Here is a 22,001-nt window from a genome sequence, read left to right as displayed (position 1 = left end):
TTTCTTAACCTTTTTGCATTGCTAGCTGCATACCTAAATAAGCAACAAAAACACAACCAATTACATTTAAAAATACATTGAGTGTTGCTTTCAACCAGTGCCCTTGCTGTAACAGCAATAGCGTATCTATCGAGAAGGTTGAAAACGTTGTTAACGCCCCTAAAAAGCCAATTCCGATAAGTGATTTGGTGGGGTTAACAACAATTAATTCTTTTTCTAGTAGGCCGTATAAAACGCCTAACATTAATGAACCGAGAATATTAACTGTCAGGGTAGCAAAAGGGAATCCCTTTCCCAAAAGTTTTATCATTGATTCACTAATAAAATAACGAAGACACGCGCCTGTTGCACCGCCAAGAGCAACGTAAAAATAGAGTTTAATCCCTGTCATAACGTTTCCTAGTGGCTAAATTGTCTTGCTCAGTTAAATAATCGAGCTTTGCTTTTATCTTTTGTTCAAGACCACGCTCTGTTGGTTGATAGTATTTTCTATCTGCGATTTCTTCGGGCAGATATTTCTCACCGGCAGCATAAGCACCTGGCTCGTCATGGGCATAGCGATACTCTGCACCATAACCTAGGTCTTTCATTAAATTGGTTGGTGCATTACGCAGATGATGTGGCACTTCAAAACTTGGTTCATTGGCAATATCGTGTTTTGCTTGCTTAAACGCTGTGTAAACTGCGTTACTCTTTGGTGCACTGGCTAAATATATCGCGGCTTGGGCGAGCGCCCTTTCCCCCTCTGCAGCCCCTACACGATGATAAATATCCCAAGCATTAAGTGCGACTTGCATCGCACGAGGATCGGCGTTGCCGATATCTTCTGTAGCAATCGCTAATAATCGTCTACCAACGTAAAGTGGATCGCCACCACCTGCTAAAATACGGCAAAGCCAATAAAGCGCTCCATCAGGACTAGAGCCGCGAACTGACTTATGAAACGCTGAAATAAGATCGTAAAATAAATCGCCGCCTTTATCGTATTTTGCAATATGTGCAGGCAGAACATTCGCCAGCACATTTTCGCTCACAATCAGTTTATCATTTTGTTGATCGGCCATATCAATGGCTTGCTCAAGTAAATTAAGCGTACGTCTAGCGTCACCATCTCCTGCAAGTGCCAGTTTTTCAATCGCAGCATTATCAATTTCGATATGTTTTTGCTGTAGCTGCTCATCGTTATTTAGTGCACTGTGTATGGCTTGTATTAAGTCTTGCTGTTCAAGCGCTTTTAATTGATACACACGTGCACGCGATAAAATTGCATTATTAAGTGAAAACGAAGGATTTTCCGTTGTGGCACCAATAAAGATAAAGGTGCCATCTTCGATATGGGGTAAAAACGCATCTTGCTGCGACTTGTTAAAGCGGTGTACTTCATCAATAAATAAGAGTGTGCGCTGCCCTTGCATTGCTAAATGATCTTTTGCCGATGCAACGCTTTCTCGTATTTCCTTCACGCCTGAGGTAACTGCTGACAAACGGATCACGTTTGCATCTGCGTGATGAGCGATGACTTCAGCTAACGTTGTTTTACCAACGCCAGGCGGCCCCCATAAAATAAGGCTGTGGCAACGACCAGCTAAAATAGCGTTGTACAGTGGTGAACCTTCGCTAAGCAGATGTTTTTGCCCTATGTATTGGCTTAAATTAGTTGGCCGCATGCGTGCAGCAAGCGGCCTAATTTCTGGGGCAAATGAAAAGCTTAAATTACTCACCTTGACTTTGATCGTCCACTAATACGTCAGCTGGAATGGTGAATTGAAAATACGCATCATCAATGGTTTGATTAACTTGCTGCTTTGAGAACACATAAATGGATGTTTGACCTGTGTTATCAAATACTGTCATTGAGCGCAGTGCATCTGCATCAAATTTAAGCTCTAAGCGTTCAACTTGGCTTTGACCTTGATTGTTCGGTGTAATCACAAACGTGTTATCTGCGTGAGTTACAGCGTAATTTTGCCATAAGCTTTGATCCGCAGAAGTTAACAACGCAAACGGCGTATTATCAATTAGTTTTTTGCTATCTAAAATAGTGACTTGTTCTGCAAACTCATCGTAATAAAAGGTTTTAATGCCATCAGAAACCAGAACCGTTTTTAATTTTTAATAAACCCTTACCTTGCATAATTTCGCTACCGGTATTGTCGATCACGGTTTGAGAAAAATCTGCTTGTAAGTTGTTTAGCTGTGTTAAACGCGTTTTTAATTCAGTTTGCGCTTTACTGTTTACTACGTGTTGCGTTGTTTCTGTTTGCGCGTGCACAGCTGTTACACTTGCCGTGCTCATCGCTAATACGCTCGCAACAATTAATGTGATTTTTTTTTTCATATTATCCTGCATTATTCGGAACAATTACTTCACGAGTGCCATTATGCCCCGGCGCTGATACGATACCGGACATTTCCATCTGCTCGACTAAGCGTGCTGCACGGTTGTAACCAACACGCAATTTACGCTGAACACTCGATACAGACGCGCGACGACTTTCAATTACAAACGCAACCGCTTCATCGTAAAGCGGATCGCTTTCTTCGTCGCTTTCGGCAGTCTCACCTGGTAGTAAGACATCTTCAACGGCTTCTCCGTTCAATATCTCGTCGACATAATTTGGTTTACCGCGCGCTTTCCAATCATTTACCACCGCATGAACTTCATGGTCATCAACAAATGCACCATGCACACGAATTGGCACGCTAGTACCTGGCGGTAAGTAAAGCATGTCACCCATGCCTAATAAATGCTCTGCACCTTGTTGATCTAGAATCGTACGTGAATCAATTTTACTTGATACTTGGAACGCCATACGCGTTGGAATATTCGCTTTAATCAAACCCGTAATTACATCGACTGACGGACGCTGAGTTGCTAGCACTAAATGAATACCCGCGGCACGTGCTTTTTGAGCAATACGGGCAATGAGCTCTTCAACTTTTTTACCAACAATCATCATCATGTCGGCAAATTCATCAATAACCACAACGATGGCTGGTAACTTGCCCAAATCAGGCGCTTCCGTTTCCATACCGTCAGTATCTTTCCAAAGCGGGTCTTTAATTGGGTCGCCCGCTTCAATAGCGTCAAGCACTTTTTGGTTATAACCCGTTAAGTTTCTTACGCCTAATGCTGACATTAATTTGTATCGACGTTCCATTTCACCAACACACCAACGCAGCGCGTTAGCCGCTTCTTTCATGTCAGTTACAACTTCGCAAAGTAAGTGTGGAATGCCTTCATAAACTGATAGTTCAAGCATCTTAGGATCTATCATGATCATGCGAACATCATCAGGGGTCGATTTAAATAGCAATGATAAAATCATTACGTTTACACCAACTGATTTACCTGAGCCTGTGGTACCTGCAACTAAAAGGTGTGGCATTTTTGCAAGGTCAGCGACAACCGGTACACCCGCAATATCTTTACCAAGCACCATGGCTAAGTCAGAAGGGTTATCTGAGAATTTTTTAGCGCCAATGACTTCAGAGAGGCGTACTATTTCACGGTGCTGGTTTGGCAGCTCAATCCCTACATAGGTTTTACCAGGGATAACTTCAACAACACGAACACTGATGGCTGAAAGAGAACGTGCTAAGTCTTTTGCTAATCCGCTAATTTTAGCGACTTTAACACCCGGAGCTAAATCAAGTTCAAAACGAGTAACAACTGGTCCTGGGTACACTCCCACTACTTGCGCTTGAACACCGAAATCTAATAATTTTGCTTCAACCAAACGGGACACAGCTTCAAGCTCTTCCTTTGTGATTGGATTTTCTTTTTTGTCTGGTCTATCAAGCAAATCTAACGTCGGCATTGGCGTTGCTGGCGGTGTCGCTTCAAGTAGGTCTTCAAACTGCTCTTTGGCTGTTTTTGGCTTAACATAGGTCGATTTGCGCGCAGACTCTGTTGGGATTTCATTTTCGCTTGGCTGCACAACTGTTGCCAACGTAAGCTCTGCATCTGATTGTGGTTCTAGCGTGCTTAAAAAGTCTTCAGAAACACTTTTAGGCGAATTCGTTTGTTTGTCGTCATCAAATGGAATATCGTCAAGTGCTGAAAAGCTCAAGTCATCACTAATGATCTCATCGAACTCTTGTAATGCTGGATGCATTTCTTTTTTACTGTTTGACTCAGGGGGTTGTGATGTGTCAACTTCAGTATTTGCAATATCATCGCCAAAGGTTGGTTCAATTGCGGTTTCAGGCTGAACATCAATTGTCGGTTCCTGTGGCTCAACGATTACTTCCTGGTCTGGTAATTCATCAACATGATAGGTTACTTGTTTTGGCTCTGCAGATACCGATTCATTAGTTACTGTTTTAAGCGGTGTGTGTTTCACTTCTTTTCGTTCTGCTAATCGCTGTGGTAACGCTTTTAACCATTGAAAAGCATGCATTGCAAAACGGCCTATTTGGTCGACAAACTGCACCCAAGAAACCCCTGTTAGCAGGGTTAAGCTTGAAAAGAAGAAACACAGTAAAATGATACTGGTTCCAGTAAAATTAAAGGTCGGTAACATGGCGTTTGCAAACACATCGCCAATCACACCACCAGAAGAAAACTCATAGAAGTCATCAAAATTAATACTACTAATAGCAGTGGATGAAATAACAAATAAAACTAAACCAACAACACGCAGTGACAGGGTTAAATAATCGAGTTTAAATACTTGATGCGTTTTTTTGAAAAGTAGATAACCAATGCCTTGAATAATGACAGGCACTAACAGTGCTAACCAACCAAAGCTAAAATAAAGTAAATCTGCTGTCCAAGCACCTGCTGTGCCAGTTAGATTTTTTACTTTTATATAATCACCAGTCTGTGACCACGAAGGATCAACAGGGTCAAACGTTAATAAAGCAACTAAAACAAACGCTGCAAGTGCAGTTGTTAATATAAGGCCTGCTTCTAATAATCTTTGAACACCGTTCAGGCGCATTACAACTCCCCTTTTTATTATTCTTTACTTCCTGCTATTTGCACTGTAGTTGGTAAATGAAGATACAAAAATTAAATAGCTTAGTTATTCTATTACTATGGGGCTATTTTTAGAAGCGAAACATCGTCACTTTTAACCTCTTCCATCACTACATAAGTACGACTTTCTGAAACCGCAGGTAAACGCAGAAGAATATCGCCTAATAAGTCACGATATGCAGTCATATCTGCTACACGGGTTTTAAGTAAAAAATCAAAATTACCGGATACTAAATGACATTCCAAGATTTCGTCATGTGTTTTTACCGCTTTACTAAAATCTTCAAATACATCAGGTGATGTTTTGGTAAGCGTAATTTCAACGTAAACTAATAATGCTGCGCCTACTTTTTTTGGGTCAACAATGGCTTTATAGCCTTTTATAAAGCCTTCCCTTTCAAGCTTTTTAACACGCTCTAAACAGGGGGTTGCACTCAAACCGATACGTCTTGCTAATTCGACATTTGAAATTCTGCCATCTTTTTGTAATTCGACTATTATCTTTTTATCAATACGATCTAACACTAGCTCAACCAAATTGGAATATTACTCTTTATTTTTTGATTATATAGTTTTATCAACCAGAAATTCAACAAAATAAAGTTACATCAACCAATTAAAGCTAGATAAAATAGTATTATCTATTACCACAGTTCAAAGTAAGGTGAATTTATGATTATCGGTGTACCTAAAGAGATTAAAAACCACGAATATCGTGTAGGTATGGTTCCGGCAAGTGTTCGTGAGTTAATCAACCACGGTCACAGTGTGTTTGTAGAAACTAATGCAGGTATTGGCATTGGTTTTACAAACGAAGATTATGAAGCCGCAGGTGCTGAAATTCTAAATACTGCTGAAGAAGTTTTCGCTAAAGCAGACATGATTGTTAAAGTGAAAGAGCCTCAAGCAGTTGAGCGTGCAATGCTACGCGAAGACCAAATTCTATTCACTTACTTACACTTAGCACCAGATCTTCCACAAACTGAAGACCTAATTAAGTCTAAGTCTATTTGTATCGCTTACGAAACAGTAACAGATGCACGCGGTGGTTTACCACTTCTTGCACCTATGTCAGAAGTAGCAGGCCGTATGTCAATTCAAGCTGGTGCACAGGCACTTGAGAAATCAAATGCAGGTCGCGGTATGCTGCTTGGTGGCGTACCAGGTGTTGAGCCAGCAAAAGTTGTTGTTATTGGTGCAGGTATGGTTGGTAACAACGCTGCTCAAATGGCTGTTGGCATGGGCGCTGATGTTGTTGTTCTTGACCGTAACGTTGATGTTTTACGTCGTATCGATGCACAATTCGGTAACCGTGTTAAAGCTGTTTACTCAACTGCTGATGCATTAGAAAAGCACGTTTTAGAAGCAGACCTTGTAATTGGTGGTGTTCTAATCCCTGGTGCAGCGGCACCAAAACTAGTTACAGCGGATCACATCAAACGTATGAAGCCTGGTGCAGCTATTGTTGACGTTGCAATCGACCAAGGTGGTTGTATTGAAACTTCTAAAGCTACAACTCATGCAGAACCAACTTATATTGTTGATGATGTTGTTCACTACTGTGTTGCAAATATGCCAGGTGCGGTTCCACGTACGTCAACATTTGCACTTAACAATGCAACATTACCATACATCATTAAGTTAGCTAACAAAGGCTACAAAGCAGCATTACTTGAAGATTCACACTTCATGAATGGCTTAAATGTATTCAAAGGTAAAGTAACATGTAAAGAAGTTGCTGAAGGCTTTGGTATGGAATATGTATCACCTGTAGACGCTTTAAACAGCTAATTCAGATACAGTAATAAGAAAAAGCAGCGAAAGCTGCTTTTTTTTGTTTTTAAAAGAATCAATTAAAAATTAAATAAAACGTTTAATAATAAAATCAACCTTAACACGTTTAGCCTGGCCTAATAACTTTGCAACAGGTTCAGGGTAATCATGCATTGTTTCAAGCTCTTTATAGCCGTTTAACTTAGTACAATGCGTCAAGATTTGTTGTTTTTCTTGCTCAAGCTGCTCGGTTAATAGCCCTTGGCTATCATCAAACAAAATTCCGTTCTCGATATCTAAACCCCACGCACGAGGATTTAAGTTATGCCCCGTCATCATTTGATAACGATTATCGACACTAATCCCTTTTAAATGGAATGAGTTTGTTTCGTGTCGCCACAAATGTACATTTAATAAACCCGCTTGCACAAACTTATCATTAATTTTTAAAAACTTAGCCAATATAGTTTCATACAAATATGGCAGTGCGCCAATTTTACTAAACGGTTTATCGGGAGAAATATAAAAATCGTTAGCCGTTTTATCACCTACAACGATAGTTACTTTTAAACCTTGCTTTAATTTTTTTCTTAATACTCTCAAAAGTGGCGCTGGAAAGTTAAAGTAAGGGGTGTAAAGTACTAATTCTTTTTCACCCAATTCAAAAAGATTTTTAATCGCGCGGTTGAGCATATTGCCACGACGACCAAAACCTAAAAATAAGAAGCTATCAATAGTGCCTATTTGTGATGTGTTATTGCTCGGATATTTTGCTCGTTTTAGCGACTTCATTAATGCTTTGTGATCTGATTTACACTCAGCTAATTTTTTGATTGGACGCTGATCAAGGCGAATAACGGCTTTAGATGCGATTAGCTCATCGTCTATAAACTGGGTAAATGCATTTGCTAACGCATTGTTTTGAATAGTGAAGTAACGGTCAAGACGGTAACGGTCTTGGTATTGTAAGTACACATTATTTAGACTTGCACCGCTATATAATACGGTATCATCAATTACCATGCCTTTGAGGTGTAATACACCAAACACTTCTTTGCCTTTTACCGGCACACCAAACACTCGAACATTATTTTGATGCGTTTGATGTTCTTTTAAATAAAGTGCTGCATTACCTTCACTTGTGGCTTCACCAATGAGACCACGCTGTGCACGATGATAATCAACTAAGATATCAACACGTAAATTTGGGTTTGCATTGGATGCCTCGTGCAGTGCAGATAAAATTTCACGCCCTGCTTCATCATCTTGTAAATACAGCGCTGTAATTACAATACGCTTTTGAGCAGATTTAATTAATGATAATAATTGTGCTCGATAAGAAGCCGCATCAAGCAAAATTGAGATTTGCTCGCTTTCAAGTTTAAAGCTTGGCTCTTTTTGCCAAAAATCCAAACGCACCCTGTTATCCTATAGCATTATTCTTTTGTAAAAGCGTCAACATAACAAATTATCAGATTAAACGCACAATTTTTGAGAGAAAGTTTTGCTAAGTGGCTAAATTTACAACGGGTGTTACGTTAAATTGACGCTTCGCTCAACTCGGTAATATCAAATTCCTTAAAAAAATTTACATCTGTCTTGTTTTTAATAGAATCAACCGCATTAATTAGCAAGAGCAGTATTAATTAGGAAATGCGATGAGCGCAAGCAAACACAGTAAATTACTTATTTTAGGTTCGGGCCCTGCAGGTTATACAGCTGCAGTTTACGCAGCGCGAGCTAACTTAAACCCGGTTTTAATTACAGGTATGCAACAAGGTGGTCAGCTGACTACGACTACAGAAGTTGAGAACTGGCCTGGTGATGCACACGGGTTAACAGGTCCTGCATTGATGGAGCGTATGAAAGAACATGCAGAGCGTTTCGAAACTGAAATCATTTTTGATCATATTCATACCGTAGATGTAAATAATCGCCCATTTACACTTATAGGTGATTCAGGTACTTATACTTGTGATGCACTTATTATCGCAACTGGTGCATCAGCGCGTTACTTAGGTTTAGACTCTGAAGAAGCATTTAAAGGCCGCGGTGTTTCAGCATGTGCAACATGTGATGGATTCTTCTACCGCAATCAAAAAGTGGCGGTTGTAGGTGGTGGTAACACCGCTGTTGAAGAAGCACTTTACCTTTCAAACATTGCGTCTGAAGTTCATTTAGTTCACCGTCGTGATACTTTCCGAAGTGAAAAGATCCTAACAGATCGTTTAATGGATAAGGTTGAAAACGGTAATATTACCCTGCACTTAAACCAAACACTTGATGAAGTACTTGGTGATGATATGGGTGTAACTGGTTTACGTACTAAATCAACTTCAGACGAAAGTACTAAAGAGCTTGAGGTTGCAGGTGTATTTATTGCTATCGGTCACTCGCCAAATACAGGTATGTTTGAAGGTCAACTTGAAATGAAAGATGGCTATTTAGTAGTTGAGTCTGGTTTAAATGGCAACGCTACACAAACCAGCGTTAAAGGTGTTTTCGCAGCAGGTGACGTTAGCGATCATATCTATCGCCAAGCAATTACCTCTGCGGGCACCGGTTGTATGGCAGCACTTGATGCCGAGCGCTACCTAGACAATTTGAAGTAAAATTCGTTAAACTCAAGGCTGCAATTAACGCAGCCTTTTTTATGACAGCACAACTCACAATACTTGATCCTATATCTACAGATTTTCCCCCAGCTGATTTCGCATTAAGCGAACCAGATGGCCTGCTCGCAATTGGTGGTGACTTGTCACTGTCACGTTTAATTACAGCCTATAAAAGCGGTATATTCCCTTGGTTTAATCAAGGTGAACCCATAATGTGGTGGAGCCCAAGTAGTCGAGCTGTACTCAATATTGGTGAAATAAATACAAGTCGAAGCCTTCGTAAATTAGCAAGACAAAATAAATACTCTGTTAGCGTTAACACTAATTTTAGCCAAGTAATTCATAACTGTATAAAGCAACGTGAAAATCAAGAAGGCACATGGATCACCAATGAAATGAAATTGGCTTATATCGCTTTGCATAAAGCAGGCTTTGCGCACAGTATCGAAGTTTATAATTGTCATCAAGAATTAGTTGGTGGGCTCTATGGCATTATGGTTAATCACGTATTTTGTGGTGAATCGATGTTTCACTTTGAAAGTAATTGTTCCAAACTTGCCTTTTGGGCATTGCACAACCATTTAGAAAATTATGGTGTTTCGTTGATAGATTGCCAACTAGAAAATCCCCATTTAACCTCTTTAGGCGTTACAACAATTTCAAGAAATGAATTTTTAGCTAAACTTAAGGAAAGTAAGCAAAGAGAAATTAATGTTTCGATGTGGCATAGCCAACAATTAATGGAAATTTATGACTGAACATATGCCTGTTAAGCTTGGGATAAGCCAACAATTCCCATGCAGTTATATAGATAATGAGCAAGAGCGGCTACTAGTGGTTCTTGATCATGATTTTTATACACAGCAAAAGTTTGAACATCTATTAGCTTTGGGATTTCGTCGTTCAAGTGATCAAATTTACCGACCACACTGCCCTAGCTGCAATGCTTGCAAAGCTATTCGTTTAGAAGTTTCTGAATTTAAACCGAGTAGATCGCAAAAACGAATTATTGCTAAAAGTAATGAATTTAGACTCGAAACCAGCAAAAAGAGTAAAGATATTTACTACACCTTATACGAAAAATACATAGTTCTTAGGCATCATGATGGCGCGATGTTTCCGCCATCAATTGAACAATATGAAAGTTTTTTAACCTGTAGCTGGTTAAACATTAATTATCTAGAATTATGGCATCAAGATAAACTTATTGCAGTTGCAGTAACTGACACACTTTTCGAATCTTTATCAGCTATTTACACTTTTTTCGACCCTGAATATGAACATTATAGTTTGGGGACTATGATGATCTTAAAACAAATTGAATTTGCCAAGCAGATAAATAAGCGCTTTTTATATCTTGGTTACCAAATTGATGCTTGTCGTAAAATGAACTATAAAACTAAATTTAAGCCCTACCAAAAACTTAACAACAATGTTTGGCAGCTAGAAATTAAAAAATAAGGCGAAATGCCAATGATCACTTTACATATGCATGGCTTTTCGGCAAAATCTGCAGCTTTAAAGAATACAACTGAGGTTATACGCTCAATATGGCGAAAGAAGACGTAATTGAAATGCAAGGCACTGTCCTTGACACACTCCCTAACACTATGTTCCGCGTTGAATTAGAAAACGGTCACGTGGTTGTTGCACACATTTCTGGTAAAATGCGCAAAAACTATATTCGTATTTTAACTGGCGACAAGGTTACGGTTGAGTTGACGCCATATGACCTTTCTAAAGGTCGCATTGTATTCCGTGCTCGCTAATTATTTTAGCAGTATCGAATATAAAAAAAGCCCGCTAAATTAGCGGGCTTTTTGTTGTTTAAAGATTAGGCTTCAACGCTTTCCTTTTCATAACTAAAGGTGAGCTGTTTATCTTTAATACTCACTTTTACGTTTCCGCCATCACATAACTCACCAAACAGAATTTCGTTAGCTAATGGCTTTTTAAGTTTTTCCTGAATCAAACGGGCCATCGGGCGTGCACCCATTGCCTTATCATACCCTTCTTTTGCAAGCCACTTACGTGCAGGCTCAGTAACTTCAATTGAAACAGATTTAGCATCCAGTTGAGATTCTAGTTCAACAATAAACTTATCTACCACTTGTAGAATTACTTTTTCATCTAAGTGATTAAACCAAATCGTGTTGTCTAAGCGGTTTCTAAATTCAGGGGTGAATGTTTTATTAATCTCGCTCATAGCGTCATGGCTGTGATCTTGCTGCTTAAAGCCAATTGATTTACGTATGGTTTCTTGTACACCTGCATTAGTGGTCATCACAAGCACCACGTTTCTAAAATCAGCTTTACGACCGTTATTATCTGTTAGCGTACCATGATCCATTACTTGCAATAATACATTGTAAATATCAGGATGTGCTTTCTCGATTTCATCTAATAACACCACGCAATGAGGTTGTTTAATTACCGCATCTGTTAATAAGCCACCTTGTTCGTAGCCAACATAACCAGGAGGCGCACCAATTAAGCGACTAACCGCGTGTTTTTCCATGTATTCAGACATATCAAAGCGGACTAACTCAACCCCTAAACACTTCGCTAATTGTTTTGTGATCTCTGTTTTACCAACCCCAGTAGGACCTGCAAACAGGAATGAACCAATGGGTTTATCATCACTTGATAGACCTGAACGTGATAGGCGAATTGCTGCGCTTAGCGCATCAATGGCATCATCTTGACCAAACACCACCATCTTTAGATTACGGTCAAGCAATTGCAAAACTTGTTTATCTGAATTGGATACATTTTGCTCAGGAATGCGTGCAATCTTCGCAATGATTTGTTCAATATCAGATACTGTTACTGTCTTCTTACGGCGTGAAACAGGTAATAAACGTTGGCTTGCACCTGCTTCATCAATAACATCAATTGCTTTGTCCGGAAGGTGGCGCTCATTGATATATTTAGCCGATAGCTCAGCAGCAGCTTTTAGTGCCGTTTGAGTGTAACGGATGCCATGATGCTCTTCGTATCGTTCTTTTAAGCCCATTAATATTTTGGTGGTGTCCGCAATTGACGGCTCAACAATATCAATTTTTTGGAAACGACGAACTAGAGCGCGGTCTTTTTCAAAAATATTTTTGAACTCGTTGTAAGTAGTCGAGCCCATACAACGCAGCTTACCACTTGAAAGTAATGGTTTGATTAGGTTTGATGCATCCATTACCCCACCAGAGGCTGCACCCGCACCAATAATGGTGTGGATTTCATCTATAAACAAAATTGCATTTTTGTGTTGCTGCAGCTGTTTTAACAATGATTTAAAACGTTTTTCAAAGTCACCGCGGTATTTTGTACCAGCAAGTAAAGCACCCATGTCTAGTGAAAATACGGTTGCGTCAGAGATAACTTCAGGTACTTGTTCATTTACAATTCTGTAAGCAAGCCCTTCTGCAATGGCAGTTTTACCTACACCTGCTTCACCAACAAGCAGTGGATTATTCTTTTTACGACGACACAGCACTTGAATCGTGCGTTCTATTTCACTATCCCGCCCTATCAGTGGATCGATTAAGCCAAGTTCTGCTTGAGTATTTAGATTGGTTGTAAAGTTTTCAAGTTTTGATTTTTCATCAACCGCTTGTTCAGAGCTGTTTTCAATTTCTTGCTCTTCTTCAGAATGATGATTTTCTTCTTCATCTAAACGTGAAATGCCATGAGAAATGTAGTTAACAATATCAAGTCGAGTAATATCGCTCTTTTTAAGTAAATACACCGCCTGACTTTCTTGTTCGCTGAAAATTGCAACAAGAACATTGGCACCATTTACTTCACTTTTTCCTGATGATTGAACATGAAAAACAGCGCGTTGCAATACACGTTGAAAGCCAAGTGTTGGTTGTGTTTCTCGTTCATCTTCCAATTCTGGAATGATTGGCGTTGTTTCATCAATAAAATCTGACAACGCAATTTTTAGTGATTGTAGATCTGTGCCACAACTAGATAATGCATCAATGGCTGACGGATTATCTAGCAGGGCTAACAATAAGTGCTCCACAGTCATAAATTCATGTCTGCGACTACGCGCTTCTCTGAATGCGGAGTTTAAGGTAATTTCCAAGTCTTTATTTAGCATAATAAACTCCTCTCATAACTTCTTTTATTCGGGCTCAAAACTACACAACAGTGGATGTTCATTATCACGCGCATATTGATTAACCTGCGCTACCTTTGTTTCTGCAACTTCCGCGCTGTAAATACCACACACAGCTTTGCCATCGTAATGTACCTTCAACATGATTTCAGTCGCCCTGTCTGAATCCATATTAAAAAAACGTGCTAGAACTTCAACAACAAAATCCATCGGCGTGTAGTCATCGTTATTTAAAATGACTTTATACTTGCGCGGCGGTTTAATGCTTTGTCGCTGCTTTTCCTTTTGGTTGTCTACTAAATCTGAAAATTGTGTACCACTCATAATTTAATATAGTCATCTCTTGTAAACTCAAGCAACTTTGAGTCTTAAAAATTAAAAATTTATTTAAATTGTTAAAAACAATTAAAAAACACTTGACTGTTTGTTCATATAAACTACAGTCAATAGGTGATTATTTACTAAGCAATTTACGAACGTTAGCTTGTGTAATCCGCAGCACTGGTTCGTTTTAGCCTTGGTATATAATTTACCATGTAGAATAACATGATTTTAGTCAACTTATAGAAGGATGTTGAGGTATGGCTTGCGGAAAAGTCAAATGGTTCAATAACGCAAAAGGGTTTGGGTTTATCGTAGAAGAAGGTAGCACAGAGGATATCTTTGCTCATTTTTCAACCATTCAAATGGATGGCTACAAAACACTTAAAGCCGGCCAAGATGTAACATTTGAGTTGCAACAAGGTCCAAAAGGCCTACACGCGACCAATATTGCGCCAACTGAAGGCGAAGTTTAAAGGGTTTCCCTTAAACAAATTATAATAATAAAGAAGCGGATCGCCCGCTTTTTTTATGCCTAAAAAACAGCTTATCCTTGTCAATTGAACATTTTGTGATTGCTAATTCTTTTTATTTAAACTAGCCCTGCTATACTATCGGCCAATTGTCAGCAATAAAAATAACGCTAGACTAAGTCAATTACATTCAATTTTTGTGATTTAGCAAAATCACACCCCTTTCAATGTAAGTATTGAACGCCGAGTTTAAATGGCATTTAAAAGTTAGGAATAATAATGACTAGTAAATCTAAGATAATTTATACAAAAACGGATGAAGCACCGGCATTAGCCACGTACTCGTTTTTACCAATAGTAAAAGCGTTTAGCGCTGTATCTGACGTGAACGTAGAAACACGTGATATCTCTTTAGCAGGTCGTGTAATCGCGAATTTCCCTGAATATTTAACTGAAGAACAACGTATCGGCGATGCGCTTGCAGAATTAGGTGAACTAGCCAAAACACCTGAAGCAAATATTATTAAACTTCCTAACATCAGTGCTTCTATTCCACAGTTACAAGCTGTTATAAAAGAACTTCAAGCACAAGGTTATGCACTTCCAGAATACCCTGAAGAACCTAAGAACGAAGAAGAAGCAAAAGTTAAAGCTACTTACGACAAAATTAAAGGTAGTGCTGTAAACCCAGTATTACGAGAAGGTAACTCTGACCGACGTGCACCTGGTTCTGTTAAAAACTACGCGAAAAATAATCCACACTCAATGGGTGCGTGGGCAAGCGATTCTAAATCACACGTAGCATCTATGACAGAAGGTGATTTCTTTGCATCAGAGCAATCAGTAACCGTTGAGTCTGCTGATGATGTTCGTATTGAGTTCGTAAACGAAAACGGTGATGTTGAAGTATTAAAAGCATCTGTACCATTACTTGCAGGTGAAATCATCGATAGCTCTGTAATGAATGCAGCTGCGTTAAACAGCTACTTAGAGCGTGAAATCAACGCAGCAAAAGATGAAGATGTACTACTTTCATTACATATGAAAGCAACAATGATGAAAGTGTCTGATCCAATCATCTTCGGTCACGCAGTAAAAGTATTCTACAAAGATGTATTTGCAAAACACGCTGCAACATTTGAAAAATTAGGTGTTGATGCAAACAATGGTATTGGTGACGTTTACGCTAAAATCGCACAATTAGATGACGCAACTCGCGCTGAAATTGAAGCTGATTTACAAGCTGTTTATGCTAACCGCCCTGCACTTGCAATGGTTGATTCTGACCGTGGTATTACTAACCTACATGTTCCAAGTGACATCATCATTGATGCGTCAATGCCAGCATGTATTCGTTCATCAGGCCAAATGTGGGGCCCAGATGGCAAACTAAAAGACACCAAAGCACTTATTCCAGACCGTTGTTATGCAAGTGTTTACCAAGCAACGATTGACTTCTGTAAAGAAAACGGTGCATTTGATCCAACAACTATGGGTAGCGTACCAAACGTTGGCCTTATGGCTCAAAAAGCAGAAGAATACGGTTCACATGACAAGACATTTGAAATTAAAGCAAAAGGTCAAGTTCGCGTAGTTAACCAAGCAGGTGTTGCTGTAATGTCTCACGACGTTGATGCGGGCGATATCTTCCGCATGTGTCAAGTTAAAGACTTACCAATTCAAGACTGGGTTAAGCTTGCAGTGAATCGTGCACGTGCAACTGGCACGCCAGCGGTATTCTGGTTAAACGAGAACCGTGCTCACGATGCGCAGTTAATTAAGAAAGTTAACCAATACCTACAAGACCACGATACTAACGGCCTTGATATTCGCATTCTTGCACCATTTGAAGCAACGCAATTCTCATTAGCACGCATCAAAGAAGGTCAAGATACTATTTCAGTAACCGGTAACGTACTACGTGACTACCTAACTGACTTATTCCCAATTCTTGAACTTGGTACAAGTGCTAAAATGCTATCAATCGTTCCATTAATGAACGGTGGTGGTTTATTTGAAACAGGTGCAGGTGGTTCAGCACCTAAGCACGTTCAGCAGTTCGAAAAAGAAAACCACTTACGTTGGGATTCACTTGGTGAATTCTTAGCGTTAGCGGCTTCTTACGAGCACCTTGCTGTAAACGCAGGTAACTCTAAAGCGCAAGTATTAGCAGATACGCTTGACGCGGCAACAGCTAAATTCTTACTTGAGAACAAATCACCTTCTCGTAAGGTAAACGAATTAGATAACCGTGGTAGCCACTTCTATCTAACGATGTTCTGGGCACAAGAACTTGCTGCACAAGACAAAGACGCTGAACTTAAAGCGAAGTTTACGCCAATTGCAGAGCAATTAACTGCAAATGAAGATGTTATCGTTAAAGAGCTTAACGATGCACAGGGCGTTGCTGTTGATATTAAAGGCTACTTCCAGCCTAGCGAAGAGCTTGCATACAAAGCAATGCGTCCAAGCGAAACATTCAACAACATTATCGCGCAAATCGCATAATCGTACTGTTTGAATAAGAAAAAGGGCAACATGTTGTTGCCCTTTTTTATTTGCTACAATGTCTACCTTGCTTGTAATTAATCAAAGTCATGACTCGATTATCTAAACCTAAATCTGCACAACTTACTAAAAAGCCAACACGACTAAATAAACAACGTGTTAGCACAGCTAAAAAACACATCAAAACTCGTGATGTAAAGCCACATCAAGGGCCAACTCATATCGTTCTATTTAACAAGCCTTTTGATGTGCTAAGCCAATTTACCGATGAAGGTAATCGCAAAACACTGGCTGATTTTATCGACATTAAAGATGTGTATGCAGCAGGTCGTCTCGATAGAGACAGTGAGGGATTATTACTGCTTACCAATAACGGTAAGCTACAACACAAAATCGCGTCACCTAAACATAAATCACCGAAAACCTACTGGGTCCAAGTAGAAGGTGATGTAACAGAAGAGGCAATAAACGCCCTATCGCAAGGCGTTGTACTGAAAGATGGTAAAACCCTACCTGCAAACGTTAAGCGCATCAATGAGCCCAACGTTTGGCACCGTAACCCACCGATTCGTGAGCGCAAAGCAATTCCTACAACTTGGTTATCAATCACCATCACAGAAGGTAAAAATCGCCAAGTAAGACGTATGACAGCACATGTTGGCTTTCCGACGTTACGCTTAATTCGTTATGCCATTGGTAAATATACCTTGGACGGTATTGAAAATGGCGAATATAGACTTATAACAGAGAATAATTAAGCATTACGCGTAGACATTTTAGAACATGTTTTATTAAAACAGCTATGATATAATTCGCGCCTCAAATTTTCGGAGCAATTCAATACTATGAGTGACAACAGTAACATCAAAGTCATCGTTGGCATGTCTGGCGGTGTAGACTCTTCAGTTTCAGCTTATCTACTGAAGCAACAAGGCTATCAGGTTGAAGGCTTGTTTATGAAAAACTGGGAAGAAGATGATACTGATGAATATTGTGCTGCTGCACAAGATTTAAAAGATGCTCAAGCAGTTTGTGAAAAACTGGGCATTGAATTACACACGGTAAACTTTGCTGCAGAGTACTGGGACAACGTATTTGAGTATTTCCTCGCTGAATATAAAGCAGGTCGTACGCCTAACCCAGATATCATGTGCAACAAAGAAATTAAATTTAAGGCATTTTTAGAGTTTGCTGCAGAAGCGCTTGGCGCAGACTATATTGCAACAGGTCACTACGTTCGCCGCGCTGAAATAGACGGTAAAGCGACGTTAGTTCGCGGCCTTGATGACAATAAAGATCAAAGCTATTTTCTTTATACATTAAGCCACGAGCATGTAGCACAAACCTTATTCCCTGTTGGTGAAATTGAAAAACCTGAAGTTCGCCGTATTGCTGAAGAACAAGGTCTAATTACGCACGATAAGAAAGACAGTACAGGTATCTGTTTTATTGGTGAGCGTAAATTTAAAGACTTCTTACAGAAATTCTTACCAGCGCAGCCGGGTAGCATTGAAGATTGCGAAGGTAACCATGTAGGCGAACACGAAGGCTTAATGTACCACACGCTCGGTCAGCGCAAAGGCTTACTAATCGGTGGTATGAAAGAAGGCTCAGGTGAACCTTGGTATGTTGTTGATAAAGACATCGCACGTAATGTGCTTGTGGTTGGCCAAGGCAAAGATCACCCTCGCCTATATTCAAACGGTTTAATGGCCAATCAGCTGCACTGGGTTGACCGTGTAGGCCCTCAATCAACATTACGTTGTACAGTAAAAACCCGTTATCGCCAAACGGATATCCCGTGTACCTTACTTGTCGGTGAAGACGGTGTTGCACGCGTATTATTTGATGAGCCGCAAAAAGCCGTTACCCCTGGTCAGTCTGCGGTATTTTACCTAAATGAAACATGTTTAGGTGGCGGTATTATTGACTCGGTGATCCGCTAATGGATAAAAATCAGGTTATGGCGCTTGCCGCCATGTGCCAAATTACCAAAGCAGTGCAAAAAGTTGCGCAAACCGGTTCAATTACCGATTATGAAATGCAGCAACTACTTTCGGGTATTTTAGTAACTAATCCAGATGTACCGTCAGATGTATTTCGTGATATGGATTTACGCCAAGGTTATCAATTAGTTGTTGAACAACTGGAATCTGGCCAAAATAAAAGCATTGAACTTGTAAAGTACGTTGGTGGTTTAATTCAGTTAGAACGTTCTTTAAACGCAAACCCCAAAGCATTAAATGAACTTGGCTCGCGCATTAATTCAATCGACGCACGATTGGCACATTTATCAATTTCAGATGACGCCATTATTGCAAGCCTTGCAGATATTTATTCAGATGTAATTAGTCCGCTTGGACAACGTATTCAAGTATTTGGTAAACCAGCATTGCTACAACAAAAATCGGTGCAACATCGTATTCGCGCCCTGTTGTTAGCTGGTATACGCGCCGCAGTATTATGGCGCCAAGTTGGTGGTAAACGCCGCCACTTCTTTTTTGGCAAAGGTAAAATTGTCAAAATTGCAAAACAGTATTGTTAATCTCTAGTACAAATATTTAGGAGTGATTATGGAGCTTTCAGCGTTAACTGCTATTTCACCTGTTGATGGTCGTTACGGCAGCAAAACAACTGAGCTTAGAGAAATCTTTAGTGAGTATGGCCTAATTAAATACCGCGTTACTGTAGAAGTTCGCTGGTTACAAGCACTTGCTGCTGCCGAGGGTATCGACGAAGTACCATCACTAAGCGCTGAAGCAAATCAAATCTTAGATAACATCGTTGCAAACTTTAATGAAGAAGATGCAATGCGTGTTAAAGACATTGAGCGCACCACAAACCACGACGTGAAAGCAGTTGAATACCTACTAAAAGAAAAAGTAGCTGACAACGCCGAACTTAATGCAATTAACGAATTTATTCACTTTGCATGTACTTCAGAAGACATCAACAACCTATCACACGGTTTAATGTTAAAAGAAGCACGTGAAAACGTTCTTTTACCATACTGCGATAAACTACTTGATGCTGTTCACGCACTTGCAAAAGAATACCAAACAATTCCGATGATGTGTCGTACACACGGTCAGCCGGCTTCACCTTCAACTATGGGTAAAGAAATGGCAAACGTGTACATGCGCCTTAAGCGTCAGCGCGACCAAATCGCAAATGTAGAACTACTTGGCAAAATTAATGGTGCTGTTGGTAACTACAATGCACACCTGAGCGCTTATCCAAACTACGACTGGCATGCACACGCAGAAAAGTTTGTAACTAGCCTTGGTCTTGAGTGGAACGCTTTCACAACACAAATCGAGCCACACGATTACATCGCTGAGCTTTACGATGCGATTGCACGTTTCAACACAATCTTAATCGACTTTGACCGTGACGTTTGGGGCTATATTGCACTTAACCACTTCAAGCAAAAAACAATTGCAGGTGAAATCGGTTCATCAACAATGCCACACAAAGTTAACCCAATTGACTTTGAAAACTCTGAAGGTAACTTAGGTATTGCAAATGCTATTTTTGCACACCTTGCACAAAAACTACCAGTATCTCGCTGGCAGCGTGACCTAACTGATTCAACCGTATTACGTAACTTAGGTGTAGGCATGGGCTATGCGTTAATCGCATACCAAGCAACTCTTAAAGGTATTAGCAAATTAGAAGTTAACCAAGATAAGCTATTAGCTGAACTTGATCAAAACTGGGAACTTTTAGCTGAGCCAATTCAAACGGTAATGCGTAAATACGGTATCGAAAAGCCATATGAAAAACTAAAAGAGTTAACACGTGGTAAGCGCGTTAATAAAGAAATTATGGCAGATTTCATCGATAATCTTGAATTACCAGAAGCAGTAAAAGAAGAATTAAAACAACTTACACCTGCTAATTACATTGGCCGTGCAGTTGAATTTATCGACGACATCAAATAAACGTTAATTAAAAAACGTTTTTACTTGAATAAAAAGCGGAAGGTATTTTTAATATCTTTCGCTTTTTTAATACTAATTTTCAGAGACAGTTATGTATCAGCTCAGCTTTAATATCAAAACGCCAGATGGAATAATTACACTCTCACAGCAAGAGTTTATCAATCAGTATTGGCAAAAAAAACCAGCATTAATTAAGTCAGGTTTTGCTGATTTTGCTGATCCAATAAGTCCTGATGAACTTGCCGGCCTTGCGATGGAGGAATGCATTGAGTCGCGTCTTATTTCTAATCACAACAATGAATGGCAAGCACACCATGGCCCGTTTGAAGATTTCGAATTATTAACACCAAAAAACAGCACACTTCTTGTGCAAGCCGTTGACCACTGGCATCCTGAGGCTGCCGAGTTAATCGAACCGTTTCGCTTTATTCCAAACTGGCGTATTGATGATCTGATGATCAGCTTCTCAACGCCCGATGGTGGCGTTGGGCCTCACCTAGACCAATACGATGTATTTATTATTCAAGGACAAGGTAAACGACATTGGCGCGTTGGCGAATCTAAGCAAACCTTCAATGAAGTGATTCCGTGTAAAGATCTGCTGCAAATTGACGGGTTTGATGCCTGTATTGATGAAGTACTTGAACCTGGCGATATTTTATATATTCCACCTGGCTGCCCGCACGAAGGTTACGCAGTCGAAAACGCCATGAACTATTCGGTTGGCTTTAGAGCACCAAACCAGCGCGAATTATTGTCGTCATTTTCAGACTATTTAATCGATAATGATTCGGGTAATAAACGTTATAGCGATCCATCAATTCAACTTCGAAACAATCCTGGAAAATTTTTACAAAATGAAGTTAACGACATTAAAACACAAATGATAAATGCGCTTAATAACGCTAAAGACTTTAATTTGTGGCTTTTACAAAGTCTCAGCGAAGCTAAACACGACTTAGATTTAGCGCCAGTTGAAGATCAATTTGATGAAGATTACGTGCATGAATTACTAAAACAAGATATTGAAATTCATCGTTTAGGTGGCCTTCGTTGCTTTTATTTATCAACAGAAGATACGTTGTTATTTGCAGTGAACGGTGACGTATTAACCCTGCCAAATGACTGCTTAGCGTGGGTGAAAACACTTTGTGAGAACGTGTCTATGACATCCGATCAGATAAAAAGTTCCACAAGTTGTTCACACTTTATACAAAACTTTACTAATCTTTTAAATGAGGGCTATTGGTATTTTGATTAGTT

Annotated in this window: 21 protein-coding genes; 12 read left to right on the top strand and 9 right to left on the bottom strand. The window is 39.7% G+C overall.

The window, feature by feature from the left end; translation table 11 throughout:
* Positions 1-4: 4 nt before the first annotated feature.
* The 6 genes from crcB to lrp all read right to left on the bottom strand — a co-directional run bounded on the left by crcB (position 5) and on the right by lrp (position 5,509).
* Positions 5-391, bottom strand: coding sequence for a fluoride efflux transporter CrcB (gene crcB, locus ON073_RS01770; RefSeq protein WP_010560173.1), 387 nt, complete (start codon positions 389-391; stop codon positions 5-7).
* Complete coding sequence (locus ON073_RS01765; protein ID WP_274760136.1) at positions 378-1,721, bottom strand: replication-associated recombination protein A; 1,344 nt, start codon at positions 1,719-1,721, stop codon at positions 378-380. Before ON073_RS01765 ends, crcB begins: the two co-directional genes overlap by 14 nt.
* A complete protein-coding gene (lolA, locus tag ON073_RS01760) occupies positions 1,714-2,082 on the bottom strand; it encodes an outer membrane lipoprotein chaperone LolA (protein ID WP_274760180.1) in 369 nt (122 codons plus the stop codon). Before lolA ends, ON073_RS01765 begins: the two co-directional genes overlap by 8 nt.
* A 4-nt stretch (positions 2,083-2,086) precedes the next feature.
* The gene (locus tag ON073_RS01755; protein ID WP_274760135.1) at positions 2,087-2,338 is read right to left on the bottom strand and encodes a hypothetical protein; all 252 of its coding nucleotides are present in this window, start codon (positions 2,336-2,338) and stop codon (positions 2,087-2,089) included.
* Position 2,339: 1 nt separating this feature from the next.
* The gene (locus tag ON073_RS01750; protein ID WP_274760134.1) at positions 2,340-4,946 is read right to left on the bottom strand and encodes a DNA translocase FtsK; all 2,607 of its coding nucleotides are present in this window, start codon (positions 4,944-4,946) and stop codon (positions 2,340-2,342) included.
* A 95-nt stretch (positions 4,947-5,041) separates the two neighbouring features.
* A complete protein-coding gene (gene lrp / locus ON073_RS01745; RefSeq protein ID WP_274760133.1) occupies positions 5,042-5,509 on the bottom strand; it encodes a leucine-responsive transcriptional regulator Lrp in 468 nt (155 codons plus the stop codon).
* Positions 5,510-5,656: 147 nt separating this feature from the next.
* On the opposite strand from lrp, the gene ald reads away from it, so the two are divergent.
* A complete protein-coding gene (gene ald, locus ON073_RS01740; RefSeq protein WP_274760132.1) occupies positions 5,657-6,775 on the top strand; it encodes an alanine dehydrogenase in 1,119 nt (372 codons plus the stop codon).
* Positions 6,776-6,844: 69 nt separating this feature from the next.
* Here the strand turns inward: ald and pssA are convergent, their stop codons facing one another.
* The gene (gene pssA / locus ON073_RS01735) at positions 6,845-8,170 is read right to left on the bottom strand and encodes a CDP-diacylglycerol--serine O-phosphatidyltransferase (RefSeq protein WP_274760179.1); all 1,326 of its coding nucleotides are present in this window, start codon (positions 8,168-8,170) and stop codon (positions 6,845-6,847) included.
* Between the two features lie 245 nt (positions 8,171-8,415).
* On the opposite strand from pssA, the gene trxB reads away from it, so the two are divergent.
* The 4 genes from trxB to infA all read left to right on the top strand — a co-directional run bounded on the left by trxB (position 8,416) and on the right by infA (position 11,141).
* Positions 8,416-9,369, top strand: coding sequence for a thioredoxin-disulfide reductase (gene trxB / locus ON073_RS01730; RefSeq protein ID WP_274760131.1), 954 nt, complete (start codon positions 8,416-8,418; stop codon positions 9,367-9,369).
* 41 nt (positions 9,370-9,410) lie between these two features.
* Positions 9,411-10,130 (top strand): leucyl/phenylalanyl-tRNA--protein transferase, encoded by a 720-nt coding sequence (gene aat / locus ON073_RS01725; RefSeq protein WP_274760130.1) that lies wholly within the window; start codon positions 9,411-9,413, stop codon positions 10,128-10,130.
* Complete coding sequence (locus ON073_RS01720) at positions 10,123-10,833, top strand: arginyltransferase (RefSeq protein ID WP_274760129.1); 711 nt, start codon at positions 10,123-10,125, stop codon at positions 10,831-10,833. Before aat ends, ON073_RS01720 begins: the two co-directional genes overlap by 8 nt.
* Before the next feature lie 89 nt (positions 10,834-10,922).
* Entirely contained in the window at positions 10,923-11,141 is a 219-nt protein-coding gene (gene infA, locus ON073_RS01715) for a translation initiation factor IF-1 (protein ID WP_010560183.1), read from the top strand.
* Between the two features lie 65 nt (positions 11,142-11,206).
* Here the strand turns inward: infA and clpA are convergent, their stop codons facing one another.
* Both clpA and clpS read right to left on the bottom strand, forming a co-directional pair.
* On the bottom strand, positions 11,207-13,474 hold the full coding sequence (clpA, locus tag ON073_RS01710) for an ATP-dependent Clp protease ATP-binding subunit ClpA (RefSeq protein WP_274760128.1): 2,268 nt from the start codon (positions 13,472-13,474) through the stop codon (positions 11,207-11,209).
* Between the two features lie 24 nt (positions 13,475-13,498).
* Positions 13,499-13,816, bottom strand: a complete 318-nt coding sequence (clpS, locus tag ON073_RS01705) for an ATP-dependent Clp protease adapter ClpS (RefSeq protein ID WP_274760127.1) — start codon at positions 13,814-13,816, stop codon at positions 13,499-13,501.
* Between the two features lie 257 nt (positions 13,817-14,073).
* Between clpS and cspD the strand changes: the two genes are divergently transcribed.
* From cspD to ON073_RS01670, 7 genes are all read left to right on the top strand, one after another.
* Positions 14,074-14,289 carry a cold shock domain-containing protein CspD gene (gene cspD / locus ON073_RS01700; protein WP_010560186.1) on the top strand — a complete coding sequence of 72 codons (216 nt, stop codon included), beginning with the start codon at positions 14,074-14,076 and terminating at the stop codon, positions 14,287-14,289.
* A 276-nt stretch (positions 14,290-14,565) separates the two neighbouring features.
* Complete coding sequence (locus tag ON073_RS01695) at positions 14,566-16,794, top strand: NADP-dependent isocitrate dehydrogenase (RefSeq protein ID WP_274760126.1); 2,229 nt, start codon at positions 14,566-14,568, stop codon at positions 16,792-16,794.
* Between the two features lie 89 nt (positions 16,795-16,883).
* The gene (locus tag ON073_RS01690; protein ID WP_274760125.1) at positions 16,884-17,552 is read left to right on the top strand and encodes an rRNA large subunit pseudouridine synthase E; all 669 of its coding nucleotides are present in this window, start codon (positions 16,884-16,886) and stop codon (positions 17,550-17,552) included.
* Positions 17,553-17,639: 87 nt separating this feature from the next.
* Positions 17,640-18,740 (top strand): tRNA 2-thiouridine(34) synthase MnmA, encoded by a 1,101-nt coding sequence (gene mnmA, locus ON073_RS01685; protein ID WP_274760124.1) that lies wholly within the window; start codon positions 17,640-17,642, stop codon positions 18,738-18,740.
* On the top strand, positions 18,740-19,339 hold the full coding sequence (gene hflD, locus ON073_RS01680) for a high frequency lysogenization protein HflD (RefSeq protein WP_274760123.1): 600 nt from the start codon (positions 18,740-18,742) through the stop codon (positions 19,337-19,339). The genes mnmA and hflD overlap by 1 nt, the downstream gene beginning before the upstream one ends.
* 28 nt (positions 19,340-19,367) lie before the next feature.
* Positions 19,368-20,738 (top strand): adenylosuccinate lyase, encoded by a 1,371-nt coding sequence (gene purB / locus ON073_RS01675; RefSeq protein ID WP_274760122.1) that lies wholly within the window; start codon positions 19,368-19,370, stop codon positions 20,736-20,738.
* A 91-nt stretch (positions 20,739-20,829) separates the two neighbouring features.
* On the top strand, positions 20,830-21,999 hold the full coding sequence (locus ON073_RS01670; RefSeq protein WP_274760121.1) for a cupin domain-containing protein: 1,170 nt from the start codon (positions 20,830-20,832) through the stop codon (positions 21,997-21,999).
* Positions 22,000-22,001 lie beyond the last annotated feature (2 nt).

Origin of the sequence: Pseudoalteromonas sp. G4, assembly GCF_028875915.1 — a bacterium.
Classification (GTDB): domain Bacteria; phylum Pseudomonadota; class Gammaproteobacteria; order Enterobacterales; family Alteromonadaceae; genus Pseudoalteromonas.
This window is presented reverse-complemented; position numbering and strand designations above follow the sequence as displayed.

Bases quoted from the DNA above. Each gene is read 5' to 3' on its own strand.
- clpS (WP_274760127.1), bottom strand. From the start codon at position 13,816: ATGAGTGGTACACAATTTTCAGATTTAGTAGACAACCAAAAGGAAAAG.
- purB (WP_274760122.1), top strand. From the start codon at position 19,368: ATGGAGCTTTCAGCGTTAACTGCTATTTCACCTGTTGATGGTCGTTAC.
- ald (WP_274760132.1), top strand. From the start codon at position 5,657: ATGATTATCGGTGTACCTAAAGAGATTAAAAACCACGAATATCGTGTA.
- infA (WP_010560183.1), top strand. From the start codon at position 10,923: ATGGCGAAAGAAGACGTAATTGAAATGCAAGGCACTGTCCTTGACACA.
- crcB (WP_010560173.1), bottom strand. From the start codon at position 391: ATGACAGGGATTAAACTCTATTTTTACGTTGCTCTTGGCGGTGCAACA.
- mnmA (WP_274760124.1), top strand. From the start codon at position 17,640: ATGAGTGACAACAGTAACATCAAAGTCATCGTTGGCATGTCTGGCGGT.
- ON073_RS01670 (WP_274760121.1), top strand. From the start codon at position 20,830: ATGTATCAGCTCAGCTTTAATATCAAAACGCCAGATGGAATAATTACA.
- cspD (WP_010560186.1), top strand. From the start codon at position 14,074: ATGGCTTGCGGAAAAGTCAAATGGTTCAATAACGCAAAAGGGTTTGGG.
- aat (WP_274760130.1), top strand. From the start codon at position 9,411: ATGACAGCACAACTCACAATACTTGATCCTATATCTACAGATTTTCCC.
- ON073_RS01750 (WP_274760134.1), bottom strand. From the start codon at position 4,946: ATGCGCCTGAACGGTGTTCAAAGATTATTAGAAGCAGGCCTTATATTA.
- trxB (WP_274760131.1), top strand. From the start codon at position 8,416: ATGAGCGCAAGCAAACACAGTAAATTACTTATTTTAGGTTCGGGCCCT.
- clpA (WP_274760128.1), bottom strand. From the start codon at position 13,474: ATGCTAAATAAAGACTTGGAAATTACCTTAAACTCCGCATTCAGAGAA.
- ON073_RS01695 (WP_274760126.1), top strand. From the start codon at position 14,566: ATGACTAGTAAATCTAAGATAATTTATACAAAAACGGATGAAGCACCG.
- ON073_RS01690 (WP_274760125.1), top strand. From the start codon at position 16,884: ATGACTCGATTATCTAAACCTAAATCTGCACAACTTACTAAAAAGCCA.
- hflD (WP_274760123.1), top strand. From the start codon at position 18,740: ATGGATAAAAATCAGGTTATGGCGCTTGCCGCCATGTGCCAAATTACC.
- ON073_RS01720 (WP_274760129.1), top strand. From the start codon at position 10,123: ATGACTGAACATATGCCTGTTAAGCTTGGGATAAGCCAACAATTCCCA.
- ON073_RS01755 (WP_274760135.1), bottom strand. From the start codon at position 2,338: ATGAAAAAAAAAATCACATTAATTGTTGCGAGCGTATTAGCGATGAGC.